The sequence below is a fragment of the Koromonas soli genome (genome assembly GCF_059726265.1).
Window position 1 is genome coordinate 1,391,157 of record NZ_AP040872.1, and the last position, 12,964, is coordinate 1,404,120.

The window sequence follows — 12,964 nt, forward strand, 5'->3', positions numbered from 1 at the left end:
ATGGAGCCCGCTTACGAGCGGGCTCTTTTGCAATCTTCATAATTCCAAGCTGCAGAAAGAGAATGAACGTGGAAAGAAAGTTTCGGGTGTTTGCCACTTGCGATATCGGGCCCAGCCTCGAGCTTTTGCGTAAACGGGGCTATGAAGTTGAAGTTTATCCGGGACCGGAGGCTCCGGCACATGAATTGATTGTGGAGAAGTTGCGGAGCGGAATTGACGGACTGATTACAACGCTACGCGACAAAATCGATGGTGAGGTTTTCGAGGCAGGCAAAGGGAAGTTGAAGGGAATCGCTCAACTTGCCGTAGGATTCGACAACATCGATCGCACTGAAGCAAACCGCCACAAGATTCCGTTTACGAATACAAGCGAGGTGCTCACGGACGCAACAGCAGAATTTGCGTTCGCAATCGTGCTGGCAGTGTCACGAAAACTGTGGCCGAGCGAGCGACTAGTAAGAGAAAACCGCTGGGGATTCTGGCATCCGTACCTGCCGTTTTTGGGCGATGAAGTCACCGGGAAAACGATTGCGGTGATCGGTACGGGGAGAATCGGGCAGGCGATGATCGCCAAGTGCTCGGGATTTGAGATGAACGTGCTCTGCTATGACGCCGAGTATCGCAATGAGAAGTTTGTGGCGTCGATGCAAAAGGTAATGGACCTGAAGCATGAATCGGGCCTCTCGCGACGGAAGAACTGGATTCGCTATGCAGAGCTGGATGAGTGTCTGCGCGAGGCCGATTATGTGAGCCTGCACGTGCCTCTGCTGCGTGAAGGCGATGCGAAAGTGCCAACCTTTCACATGATCAACGAATGCACTCTGCGCGAGATGAAGAAGAGCGCCTACCTGGTGAATACCTCGCGAGGCCCGGTGGTGGATGAACAGGCACTGGCAAAGGCTCTGCGTGAGGGCTGGATTGCCGGAGCAGCGCTGGATGTGTTTGAGAGCGAGCCGCTGCCTGCCGACTCACCGTTACGAGACCCAGCAATCGAGGATCGCTGCAGGTTGTTCCATCACTTCGCCAGTGGTGGAGTGGCTACGAGGCTGGATCCAGACCCGAACGTGGGTATGGCCGGCCGCTGCGTGCAGGGACTGATCGATATGCTGGAGGGAAGCGAGTACGCGAAAATGCCTTACGTGGTGAATAAGGAAGCTTTTCAGAAGTGAGCAGGGTGCACTCGAAGTTATAAGAGGCCGGAGCTGTCCGGCCTCTTTTCTGTGCTTAGCGGCTGGCGTTTTTCACGTTAAGTTCGTTGACGACCTGCTGGACGTCGGGAATGTGAGCAGCCGAGCGCTCGATAGTTTCGCGCTGCGCGGGCGTGTCCACATCACCCTTCAAGGTGAGCACGCCGTTCTTTACGCTGGTGCGGATGTGCTGGTTGCCCCAGTTATTCTGGGCTTCAAGGGCCTTCCAGTGATCCTTGATTGCATCATCGGTCTTCGCATCCACCTTCTTGGCAGTGGTGTTGTTGTCAGGGCGAACACCGATCTCGTTGGCGACGACATAGCCGCTGGCGTTGGAGCGAGCGATGTCTTCAGCCTGCTGCTTGGCCGAGTCGTTCTTCACGTCACCGGTGAGAGTCACTACTTTTTTGTCATTGTTTACGTCAACTTTGACGTCGCTGAGATTGGCCTGCTTCAGGTTGTTCTTGATCTGGGAATCATCCAGTTTGTTGGCCGATGCGGCTTTCTCCGGAGCAGACTTGTTGGAACAGGCAATCGTGCCAAACATCAGCGCCACGCTGAGCGCAGTTGCAGCTAATAGTTTCATCATTCCTCCCTGAACGAAAAGGTTCGTTGCAATAGGTCGGATGATGTTTGTTAACGGCGAGATGGCACTAGGGGTGCTGCGCTAGGCACCCAGCAGGGCAAAAGCTACGATCGTTTTGCCCTTTCCGACGACCTGCTCCAACTGACGATTGAGAGCGGTTTCCTTCTCTTCGAAGTTCAACGGAAGCTCGGCAGCAATGATCTCTTCAGGGCTGGCTTCGGTAAAGCAGAGTTCGCAGACACCGAGTCCGCCCTCAGTGCGCACGGGAGGTCCGTAGATGCGGCAGGTCATGGGGCGATGCGCGTAGAGATCGCAAAGGCCAGTCTGAGGATCGAGAGCAGGGCAGGGCTCGTCATTGGCGAAGTCCTCAAAGACCTCCTCTGCTTCAGCAGAGTCATCGAGGATCCCGGTCTCGACTTCGCCGGGAAAGAAATCCACTGTGCGCTCCAGAGAGTCGGCTGCACGCTGCACGATTCGCTCCGCGCGTTCGAAGTCGCGGTCGGCGAGTTCGCTTAATCCGCGTTGAAGGCGAAACGCATCAAGCCGGTCAATGGCGAAAACTCCGATACAGCACTGGGAGCAGCCGGGGCGGCAAGCAAGGTGAGCACCAGCTTTCTCGCTGGCGCGGAGAAGCCAATTGTTCACGATTGGAAGCAGCTCGCGTTCGCCACGCAAGAGCTCAGCTTCACTGAGGTTCTGACGAGTTGGGCGACGTCGTGAGTTGCGCGTTTGCATAATTACCGGGATACAGCGGCACTCTCCACGAGGGAACGAAGCAGGCGGAGGCCGTCCTTCATGCCGAGAACATCTTCACTGGCGCGCTCGGGATGCGGCATCATGCCGAGCACGTTGCGGCCTTCGTTGCAGACGCCCGCAATATTCTCGAGAGAACCATTGGGATTGGCTGCCTCTGTGATCTCACCTGGGGGTGTGGAGTAGCGGAAGATGATCTGCTCGTTCTTATGTAACTGCTGAAGTGTGGGCTCGTCGCAAAAGTAGTTTCCATCGCCGTGGCCGATAGGAATCTCGAGCACTTCGCCCTTGGTCAGACCTTGAGTGAACGGCGTTGACGTGTTCTCAACGCGCAGGTGGACGGGTTTGCAGATGTACTTCAAAGTCTTGTTGCGGAGCAGGACTCCGGGGAGCAGATGTGCCTCACAGAGTATCTGAAAGCCATTGCAGATGCCGATTACCAAACCACCCGAGTCGGCAAAGCGCTTTACGGATTGCATGATGGGCGAGAAGCGAGCGATCGCGCCGGTACGCAGGTAATCACCATACGAGAAGCCGCCGGGAACGACGATGACATCGGAATTCTCGAGATCCTGGGAATCGTGCCACAGCATGGTTGCAGGCTGGCCGCAAACTTCCTTGAAAGCCCAATATGCATCATGGTCACAGTTGCTGCCGGGAAAGATAATGACGCCAAACTTCATTTCACGCTCGCAATCCGGGAGTCTTATAACAAGTGTAGCATTGTGTAGCACGGCATTGAGAGAGAACGAGTAAACGACGATGCAGTTTCAGCATCATGCAACCCTGACACTGAATGCGCTGCGAAACTGGCTGCGAGCGCAATTCTATGACTCGCTGATCGTGGCAGGCTTGTGGCTGGCTGTGTTATGGGCGCTCAGGGTACCGTGGGCTCCGTTTTGGGCGCTTCTGGCTGGGGGTTTTCAGTTCATTCCTCACTTTGGTCCGATACTGTCGTTGCTGGGGCCCGCAATCGCAATGCTCTTTAGCGGAGCTCCGCTCACACGCTGGTTTTGGTTCCTGGGAGCATATGCGGCGATCGCGGTGATAGATGGCCTGATACTCCAGCCCTACCTGATGCGCAGGCAAAATCGAGTGCCTTTCTGGGCCTCACTCTTTTGCCCTATCCTGCTGGGTATGATCTTTCCATTCTGGGGAGTGCTGCTGGCTCCGCCGCTGCTGGCCATCATCTACGCCTATCGCGGAGCGCCGAACAAGGAACGTGCCACGGGAGAGCAGCAGTTCGCGGAGAAAGGCGAGGGGATCATCCTGCCCCCGGAAGACCGAAAAAACGGAGGCAGCCTGTGATTTCGGTCATAGACCACGTGCACTGCTGCGCTTAGCCTCGATCCATGAGCAAACTCAGTGAAGAGCATCCGGTGCAGCAGGGTCTATCCGTCGTAACAGAGCGTCCACGAAAACGGGGAAAGCTTCCATGCGGTCTTCGAGTGTGCGTGCGATGCCATAAGGGCTGCAAAGCTATGATGGCTGCTTACCTGAGCAGTTTGGGTGAGAAAACCGAGTTTGGCAAAGAGGAAGCTTAGGCAACATCGAGTGATGAGCACAGAAAAAAGCCCCGGCATTGCGCCGAGGCCTTTTCTGTCTTGGTGAAGCTTAACCCGAGGTGGTTTAGAACTCGTTCCACAGGAACTGGTTGTAAACCGCATGGTGGAACTGAACTTCGGCACTCTTGACGATGGTTCCGAGGAGGCGCGGGCAACGGTCAGCGGAGTTCTGCTTCAGTTCCGCGTAGCGCTCCTTCACGTCTTCTCCGTAGAGCTTGCCGATCCACTCAGAGGCGCGGAAGTTATCGATAGCCGTGTAGATGTTGTCCGGCAGATAGCGGTGCGCCTGGCGCAGGTTGTCAATCTTCGCGATCTCGCCGTCAAGGCCAGTCTTGAAGATCGAGAACAGCACCATGTACGGGTTGGCGTCGGGAGCGACGGCGCGAACTTCAACGCGAGCGCTCTTTTCGTTGCCGATCGGAATGCGAACCATGGAACCGCGATCGACAGCCGAAGCCTTGAGCTGGTTCGGAGCTTCGAAATGCGGATCGAGACGGCGGTAGGCATTGACGCTGGGGTTGAGCACAAGGCAGATGTCGTTTCCAGCGGTCAGGATGCGGTCAACGAATTCCCAGGCGAAGGAGCTGATCTTTTCCAGGCCATTCGCGTCCCAGAAGATGTTCTTGCCTCCCTTGCTGACGGAAACGTTGGTGTGCATGCCGCTGCCGTTTACGCCTACGACGGGCTTGGGCAGGAAGCTAGCGGTAAGTCCCATGTTGTTGGCGACCTGACGGCAGATGAGCTTGTAGAGCTGGATCTGGTCGGCGGCAGCAACTACATCACCGTAGCTGTAATTGATTTCGAATTGCGACGGAGCGACTTCCGGGTGATCCTTCTCGTTCTGGAAGCCCATGGCGCGCTGTACTTCAGCAGCGGTGTCGATGAAGCGGCGCAGCGGATCGCCAGGCAGTGAGTGGTAGTAACCGCCAGCATCGACGTACTCAAATTTTCCAGTCTTGTAGAACAGCTGCTCGGCTTCGCGACCATTGAAGAGGAAGCCCTCGATTTCGTTGGCGGCGTTCAGAGTGTAATCGTTCTTTTTGAACTGGTCGGTCGCATAGCTCTTGAGCACGCCGCGAATGTCACCAGAGTAGGGAGAGCCCTGCTTGTCGATGACTTCACCAAAGACCATCACCTTGCCGTCGCCAAAGACATCAGACGGAACCCAGTAGAACGAAGACCAATCGAGCCCGAGGCGAAGATCGCTCTCGTGCTGAGCTGTAAAGCCGCGAATCGAAGAACCGTCAAAGGTGAGGTTGTCGAAGCTCTTGATCAGGAACTTCTTGTCGTAGTCAAGCAGGTGCAGGCGGCCTTCGAGGTCGCTGAACATCACGGTGACAGCCTTGATGCGCTTCTCGTCAGTGAGATACTTGATCCGCTCTTCCTGAATCTTGTCAATTGCAACGCGGGATTTGCGCTGCTCCTTAGCTTTAAGATTGAGTTCTTCCAGTTCGTCGTAAGTGAGCGTCAAAAAGTTGCGCAGTTCGTTCGGCATGAATCTCCTCGGAAGTTGTGGGGGGAAGCCTTAGCAATTCACGTATAGGTTAACGGCAGAACTGAACAGCTACAATTCAAAACAAATTCCAGAGGCATTGAAAGTTTTGATAGGGGGCATAAGCGAAAGCAGGGGTGAGGAAAGCGGAAAAGCGCGGAGTGGTATGAAGGTCTAGTTTACCACTCGCGCGTGATTCTGGTATCGAAGCCGAAGCCGCCATTCTGATCCCGAGTTCCGCTTACCGCAACACGCGGCGTGGCCTGATACTGAAGCTGGATGACCTGACGCTGCGTACTCGTTACGTCTGTTGAGAACGTAACGAAAATCTTGCTGGTAACGCGCTGCTGCATCGTGATGGTCGCTCCAGCATTCTGCTGATTGTTGCCGAGCGTGGGATCAACCGAAAGATGCGAGATGCCGGCGATCTTTTCGACACGGCTCGTTACCTGCCCGCTGACGGCGGAAGCGATGCTTTGTTCCGCAGTCTGATTGGTCGGAGTCGCGGTGGCGTTAGCCTCCTCCTGCGTCTTGCCGAAGGCGATGAGATTGATGATATCCGCAGGGGGCAGAGCTGGGTCGGAAGTGTAGCTGGTACGCAGACTCTCGAGCGGTCCTTCAAATCGCATTCCGATGTTGTACTGCTGCACGGTCGCGGTGATGTTGACGTTCAGGTTAGGCTCGGTGCGCACGGGATTGATGAAGTCGATCACACCGCTTTGCAATACGTAGCGATTTCCCTTGAAGATAAGGTCGCCGCCAGTGAGATTGATGCGGCCGAGAATGACCGGCTCGGCTGCGGTTCCGGTGACGGTGAGATTTGCCGAACCATTGACGCTTATTGTGCGGCTGACGAGGTTTACGTTCTGCGTGGAGCGCACGGCGACGTTGAGAGCAAGATTGGTGGCGAATCCGCGAGCGGGTGGAGCCTCGACTTCATTGCCCAGAGACATGAGATTCGAGATATCGAAGTCCGGCGTGAAGGATAGCTGATCCACGTTGACTTGGCCGCGTAAGGATGCCTGATCCGGAGTTCCTGTGAGCGTCAGGTTTGTGCTCATCCCTTCGCGAACACCGTCAGGGTAGAGAAGGCGAATGCCTTGTCCGGCAAGTGCAAGGTCAAATTGCAACGAAGGATGATAGACGACGCCGCCGCGCGCAGTGACCTTGCCACCGCCAACTACACCCTCAAAGCGAGAGATGTTGAGGCGGTCGCGCGTGAGTTCCAGCGTTCCATTTCCATTGGAGAGCCCAACCGGAGCATCGGCGGTGGAGAACGCTGCGTTTACGACCTGAACTGTTCCTTGCACGTTGGGATCGGTACGTGCGCCGTAGGAGTTGATGTTGAAACGAAGTTGGCCCGAACTCGTTACGTCAGGATCGAAGATCTGCGCAAGTTTGAGGTCAACAGAGCCAAGTAGCAGCAACGCCACTGGCTTCGTACGGTCGAGTACCGGAACCGAGCCCTGGAACTGCAGGTCGGTGCCTGTGCCGCGAATGCCGGAACGCTGGAGTGTCAGGATCCCATTGACGTAGTCGGCGCGAATGGGACCGGCAGACGCGAGTTGGATCGAGTCCTGATAGAGCACACTGAGGTTGGGGATGACGATGTGAGCTTCAATCGCCTCTTTACGTTTCAACGGGCCGCGTAAAGTGGCATGGAGTTCAGTCTGTCCCGAAATGTTTTGGGCCTGCGAAGGCGAATAGGTGGCGACCAGCGGCTGCAGGGGAATCGGTTGAGTGTCCAGCACTGCGTCGGTGTTGTAATCGCCCGTGAGCTGAACACGCGCCTGTCCATGAATGTTGGCGTTGATCGCACGCGAGTCCAAGGTGATGTTTGCCAGATGCTTTGCAACGTCTGCGCGCAGGGCGATGTTGCTGATCGTCTGTCCCTTGGCTTGCAGTTGCGGAATCTCAAGGCCGGCGTTGAGCTGAGGGTCGTCGAGGGTACCGCGTCCGCTGGCAACGAGGTTCATCACTCCCGTGATAGAAAGATTGCGAGCTTTGACGGTCTGCAACTGATCGAGCTTGAAATTGCGCGACTCAACTTGCACTTCGTATCCGCGTTGTTTGGGATAGTAGGTCAACTGTCCAGAGGTGACTCCTGCGGGCATGGTCACGTTGAGCGTTGCGTGCGCAGCATTGCCATCGCCATTGAAACGGGCGGTCGCGGACGGGATAGGCTCTCCGGAGATGGTGGCGCGGGTTAGCTGAAGGTTACCTTGTCCGATTGGGTTGAGCTCGGTTCCATGAACTTGGACATTAGCATCGAGCGTGCCGCCAATCGGGGTGGTAGAGCCAGCTACGCGGGCGAGTTGTCCGGCGTCGAGATGCTGTGCGTTGAGTGAGAGCTGGAAGGGACTCTTCGGATCGAAGCTCCACTTATTTAACTGCGCACGTCCACTGAAGGCGATGTTTCCCTGGGGCGCGCCTTCGGCGGGCACAGGAACAAGTTGGCCACTTTGGATTTCGGCGAGCGAAGGGCTGGCATTCAGATGAACACGCAGGAGTCGCCATTCGGTTCCGCGCACGCGGAGGTTGGCTCCAGTGAGGTCGCCCGCGAGTCTCGGCGCGGAAGTGGGGCCAGAAAGCGTGCCATTGAATTTTGCCATGCCGTATAGGCCGAAAGGCTGGGAAGGCTTGCTAAAGATCGCTGCAATGGACTCCAACTCATGCAGGTCGGCCGCGTTCAGGGCGATGTTCATCTGCGATGTCTTGCCGGTGGTGCCATCAAGCGTGAGAGTTGTTTGCGGCGTACGTAGGTGACTCTGGCGAAGGGTGAGCTGCTGATCGCTGTTGCGGAAAGTGGCGTGGATTGCGCCCTCGATAGGTACGATGGCTGAAGATTGAGTCGAACCCGCCGCGGCGTTCACGGTTGCGTCCGCGTTGGCGAGCAAGTTGGTTATGGAGCCTTTCCAGGATGCGTCGCTTGTACCTTGTAGCGTTCCGGAAAGGGTGACGTTGTTGGCAGAGGACGCGCCCGCAAGATTCTTGAGAGCGGCGAGCGAGATGCCATTCAAGTTGAGATGTGCCGCTCCGACTTGCTCTCCGGCAAGGTTGCGCACGGTTGCATGGGCATCGACGGAGCCTCCGAGAAGGGATGCACTGAGTGAGCGAATCTCGGCGTTGCCGTTGGCTAGCGAGTAGGTGCCGCGGATGTTGCGAATGTCGGCACGACCGGATTGGGTCGCGACTTCAAGGCGATCACTGCGCAGAGTGCCATTGAAAATGGCGGCATCGAGAGGCGCTTGGCCCGGCTTGGCCGCATACTCGGCGTGACCGTCGAGTTGCAAAGCGCCCAATGGCAGGCTGGCATTACGCAGTTCCTTACCCAGCTCGGTTGCGTTCAGAGAAGCGTAGTAATTAGCCTTGACCTGCGGATTGCTGAAATCATCGACGGTGGCTGTAAACGCAATGAGGGAAGCACCGCTTTGGAGCTGAGCTTTGCGAAGGTCGAGGTGAGTCGGGGTCATCTCGAAGTCGGCAGAGAGAGCGTGAGGGATGGGCTCGTATGCTCCGCTCTTTAGGTGTCCATCGCTGTATGCCAGCTGGCCTGCGTAGGTGTTGCGAGGGGGATTGTAGCCCGCTGTAAATCCGAGGTCGCGAATGTCTGCATCCAGCGAGCTCTTGCGATCGTTGTAGTAGATTTCACCCTGATCGAGAGACGCGTGCCTGATGGCGAGATCGAAGAGTGGCTGAACGCCATTAGACTGCGAACTGCTCTGCTTCGATTTCGGCAGATTGGTGTTGCCGTTGGCATCGACCCGAAGCTGCACGACCGGATTATGAATCGTGATCTCACTCAAGTACCACTTGCGGCTGAGCAGAGAAACTATGCGGACCCCCACTCGTGCCTGCTGCGCCTGGAGAAGAGGAGGATTGGCATAAGGCGCGGCTCCGTGCACGACGAGGCCATAGATGTCGAGAGTGGGACTGATGCCGCTGAAGTGCAGGGCGTAATTCTGAAGTTCGACAGGAACGCCGAGTGATTCGGTCGCGCTCTGGCGCGCTTTGTTGAGGACGTAGTCGTGCACGCGCTGGCTATGCGATGCAACAGCAACGGCAACGACAAGCAGGGCAACGACGCCGGCAAGTACTCCTGCTGTCCATAGAACAACGCGCTGCCAAACGGGACGAGGTGGGCGTCCGTGCACGAGGCCTGGCGAGGTTTGCTCCGGAGGAATGTTTGGAAGTGCGCTCAAAATGCCTGCCCCAAGGTTATGAAGTACTGCAAAGAGCTGATGCCCGGCGGTGAGTTCAAGTTGTGGCCGATGTCGATGCGCACAGGACCGACGGGCGTAGCGTAGCGGAAGCCGCCGCCAATCGTATTGGTGTACTGACCGTGGAAGCCGATGGTGCGGAATACGTTGCCGCCATCGTAGAAGGCCACTACGCCGAGTCCTTTACGAATTGGCACGGGGATGCGGAACTCGGAGTTGACGATGAAGAGTTGCCGCCCGCCCTGCGGAACGCTGATCTGAGTGCAATTGGTGGAACTGCCTGAACTGCACACCTGAACTGGACGCTGCGGACCTGCTCCGTTCAATGGGAAACCACGGATGCTGCTGCCGCCACCAGAGAAGAACAGTTGCGAGAGCGGCACGTGACTGCTGGCAAAGGCGCTGTCGAACCCTAGACGTACGCTGTTGGCCCAAATGACGCCGGACTGTTTCAGATTGGTGTAGAACGCGCTCTGCCCGAGAAGCTTGACGAAGCTCACGCTGGAACCGAGTGCCTCGGGATTCAGATCGAGTTCGAGGCTATGAAACACGCCACGATGCGCATCAAGCGTGTTGTCGCGAGTGTCACGCGAGTAGGTCGCCGATAACGTGGAAAGACGTACATCGCGATCGCCGCTCTGCTCGGGAATGAGGTCAGGAATGATCAGATTGGTGACCTGCGTTTCACTGAAGCTGTAGCGCAAAAATAGGTTCTGAGTTTTCTTTTGGTTTAAAGGCTTCTGCAACTGGAACCCGACCTGCTCGATACGATCGGTGTAGATGGGGTTCTCACTATTGTGTTCGAAGCTTGCGCTCAGGTTGCTGGCGAAAGCAGTGCCGCGGAAGTTGGGGTCCTGAAAGTCGGCAGTAACACGCTGCACGAGCCTTCCGGCAAGTGTGCCGACGGTGAGGGTTTCGGCTTTGCCGCGGACATTGCGCAACGTGAGCTCGGCAGAGCCGCGCGGTCCCCAGAACGTTTTCTGGCTAGTGGTGAAGTCAGAGCCCAGGCCAACCGGGGGCAGGCCCGGAACCGCTACTGTTCCGCTCGGAACACTGCCGCCGCGATTGATGACCTCAAAGCCGAAGCCATAGGTGAGCGAGTGGCGGCGCGCCTCGTGCACCTTGACGAGGATGTCCTCCTGAGTTTGCGTCGTGATCTGACGGCGGGGACGCACCTCGGCCCAATCGAAGATTCCGGCGGAGGAATATAGCCGCGACTCGGATGCGAGCATGTTGCCCCGGCTGAGCGGCTCGCCGATTTTGAATTTGGCATTGCGGTCGATCAGTTCCTGGCGAGTGTGCTGACGCCCGAGCGTGATGACGCTGGAGGTGACGACCTTGGGGCCTTCGTGAATTTCGTAGGTCACCACGAGACTGTGCTTATCGGAGCCTTCCTGCTCGATGCGCTGCCGAAAAGTGGCAGTGAGATAACCGCTCTCCAGATATTTAACGCTGATGTTCTTGCGATCCTCGTCCGCCTTATTGAGCGAATAGAATCCACCCGTCGTGAGTCGAAGGCCTTTGGGTACGAGTTGGGCGAGGGGCATGGTGTCATTGCCTACAACGCGCAGCTCGCGAACAACATCGCGCTGTCCTTCCTGAACGTCGAAGGTGACGTCGATGTTGCCGCCTTTGCCCTCAACTCGCGGAGTGACCTTCACATCGCTGAAGCCCTCGGCTTTGTAGGTGGCGGTGAGGTTCTGGATACTGGAGCGCAGGATCTTTTCGCTGTATGTGCCGTGGGAGAGAAGACCTCCCTTCTTCACGCCGACGTGGCTGAGCAACTGGTCATCGCCGAGTACTTGATTGCCGGCGATGGAAACACTGGCCACCTTGTGCCGAGGGCCCTTGGTTACCTTGTAAAGAATGGTTTCGCCATCGGACTTTTTGTCTATCGAGGTGTCGACCTTTGCCTCGAAGTAGCCCCTCGACTGGAAGTGCGAAACGAGATTGCGGCGACCTTCCTGCACCAACTCATCATCGAGGCCCACATGCTGATAGATAGGAATCAGCTTGCGCTGCGTTGACTTCCACACGTGCGCGCCCTGGACCTTGACGTGAACGATCGGACCTTCGGAGAGATGAAAGCTGACGTTGGCGCGGTTCGTCGCGGGGTCGTATTCGGCACCAATCAGTTGCACCTCGGCCCCGAGGTGATTCTCCTTCATCAGAGCGTTCTGCATGTACTGCGTGGCGTTCTGGACGGTCTTGAGCGAGTAGGGCTTGCCCGGGCGAATGGCGGATGAGCGGAGTCTTGCCATTACGCCCTTGAGTTTGGATTGCAACTGTGCGGTGTGTTCCGGCGAGGCTCCCTGGAGATCGACTTTGCCGAAGCGGGCTCTTTTGCCAAGGGTGATGTTGAAGGTGACATTCACGATGCCGTGCCCTGGATCGGTGCTGATCTTGGGGTTGACTTTGGCGGTAAAGAATCCGGTCTGCTGAAAGAACTTGGTCAGCGCGTCGGAGGCATGTGCAATATCCCGGCGATTGTAGGGGCCTTCTGGAGGATAGTCGGCGACCTGCAGCAGTCGCGAGTATGGGAATCGGCCGGAACCGGGGAATTCGTACATGCCGAAGTATAGGCCCGGTTGCACGATCAGCAGCACGCGCACACCCTGGATGTCAGGCACGATGCCCAGTTGCACATCCTGAAACTTGCCGGTGGCTTTTACCGCTTCGAGCGTGCTCATGACCTTGTCGCGGTCGAACGGCGCACCTGCTTTCTGCGCAAACAATGACTCGAAATCCTTGTCGTCGAGGTCGGGACGCCCAGCGATTTCGACGGAGGAGACCGTTTGGCCGCCATAGGCCTGCATCATCGACTGCAACTCAGGGGGAGTGCTGGCAGGAACCCTGGTGCTGGTCTCGCCTTTCTGCGCAGGCGGTGGAGCCGACTGTTGTGGCTCAGCCGCCTCGATCTTCATAAGTTGAGCGCCTAAGACCAGCACGATGCACGTCAGCGCACAGTATCGAACCAGGTGGCTCATTCCTTGCCGGGTCACGGTCCGTAAGATGTCACTCGGGAGCGGAATGTTTGTTCCGAGGCAGGAATCTGGAGTGCTGTCAGCAGTTTGTAATAAGAAAGTTGCCGATTGAAACAAATCGCAACATTCAGGAACTAAGGTATGAGGTACAAAGAACTAGATTGTATTCTGGAATCA

Annotated in this window: 8 protein-coding genes; 2 read left to right on the forward strand and 6 right to left on the reverse strand. The window is 56.8% G+C overall.

Annotation, left to right across the window (positions count from 1 at the left end; translation table 11 throughout):
• Positions 1-62 precede the first annotated feature (62 nt).
• Positions 63-1,169: a 2-hydroxyacid dehydrogenase gene (locus AC6IY8_RS06025; protein ID WP_497777830.1), complete on the forward strand. Its 1,107-nt coding sequence runs from the start codon at positions 63-65 to the stop codon at positions 1,167-1,169.
• Between the two features lie 55 nt (positions 1,170-1,224).
• Here the strand turns inward: AC6IY8_RS06025 and AC6IY8_RS06030 are convergent, their stop codons facing one another.
• The 3 genes from AC6IY8_RS06030 to purQ all read right to left on the reverse strand — a co-directional run bounded on the left by AC6IY8_RS06030 (position 1,225) and on the right by purQ (position 3,209).
• The gene (locus AC6IY8_RS06030) at positions 1,225-1,776 is read right to left on the reverse strand and encodes a BON domain-containing protein (RefSeq protein WP_497777831.1); all 552 of its coding nucleotides are present in this window, start codon (positions 1,774-1,776) and stop codon (positions 1,225-1,227) included.
• A gap of 78 nt (positions 1,777-1,854) precedes the next feature.
• On the reverse strand, positions 1,855-2,418 hold the full coding sequence (locus AC6IY8_RS06035; RefSeq protein WP_497777833.1) for a YkgJ family cysteine cluster protein: 564 nt from the start codon (positions 2,416-2,418) through the stop codon (positions 1,855-1,857).
• A gap of 92 nt (positions 2,419-2,510) precedes the next feature.
• Entirely contained in the window at positions 2,511-3,209 is a 699-nt protein-coding gene (gene purQ, locus AC6IY8_RS06040) for a phosphoribosylformylglycinamidine synthase subunit PurQ (RefSeq protein WP_497777834.1), read from the reverse strand.
• A 79-nt stretch (positions 3,210-3,288) separates the two neighbouring features.
• Here purQ and AC6IY8_RS06045 point away from each other — a divergent pair, with 79 nt between their 5' ends.
• Positions 3,289-3,834, forward strand: coding sequence for an AI-2E family transporter (locus AC6IY8_RS06045; protein WP_497777835.1), 546 nt, complete (start codon positions 3,289-3,291; stop codon positions 3,832-3,834).
• 321 nt (positions 3,835-4,155) lie between these two features.
• On the opposite strand, the gene AC6IY8_RS06050 is transcribed toward AC6IY8_RS06045, so the two are convergent.
• The 3 genes from AC6IY8_RS06050 to AC6IY8_RS06060 form a co-directional block, all read right to left on the reverse strand.
• Positions 4,156-5,586 (reverse strand): glutamine synthetase family protein, encoded by a 1,431-nt coding sequence (locus AC6IY8_RS06050; RefSeq protein ID WP_497777836.1) that lies wholly within the window; start codon positions 5,584-5,586, stop codon positions 4,156-4,158.
• A 176-nt stretch (positions 5,587-5,762) separates the two neighbouring features.
• Positions 5,763-9,785 (reverse strand): translocation/assembly module TamB domain-containing protein, encoded by a 4,023-nt coding sequence (locus AC6IY8_RS06055; RefSeq protein ID WP_497777837.1) that lies wholly within the window; start codon positions 9,783-9,785, stop codon positions 5,763-5,765.
• Positions 9,782-12,727 carry a BamA/OMP85 family outer membrane protein gene (locus tag AC6IY8_RS06060; protein ID WP_497777838.1) on the reverse strand — a complete coding sequence of 982 codons (2,946 nt, stop codon included), beginning with the start codon at positions 12,725-12,727 and terminating at the stop codon, positions 9,782-9,784. Before AC6IY8_RS06060 ends, AC6IY8_RS06055 begins: the two co-directional genes overlap by 4 nt.
• Positions 12,728-12,964: the final 237 nt, after the last annotated feature.

Bases quoted from the DNA above. Each gene is read 5' to 3' on its own strand.
- AC6IY8_RS06025 (WP_497777830.1), top strand. From the start codon at position 63: ATGAACGTGGAAAGAAAGTTTCGGGTGTTTGCCACTTGCGATATCGGG.
- AC6IY8_RS06030 (WP_497777831.1), bottom strand. From the start codon at position 1,776: ATGATGAAACTATTAGCTGCAACTGCGCTCAGCGTGGCGCTGATGTTT.
- purQ (WP_497777834.1), bottom strand. From the start codon at position 3,209: ATGAAGTTTGGCGTCATTATCTTTCCCGGCAGCAACTGTGACCATGAT.
- AC6IY8_RS06045 (WP_497777835.1), top strand. From the start codon at position 3,289: ATGCAGTTTCAGCATCATGCAACCCTGACACTGAATGCGCTGCGAAAC.
- AC6IY8_RS06050 (WP_497777836.1), bottom strand. From the start codon at position 5,586: ATGCCGAACGAACTGCGCAACTTTTTGACGCTCACTTACGACGAACTG.
- AC6IY8_RS06060 (WP_497777838.1), bottom strand. From the start codon at position 12,727: ATGAAGATCGAGGCGGCTGAGCCACAACAGTCGGCTCCACCGCCTGCG.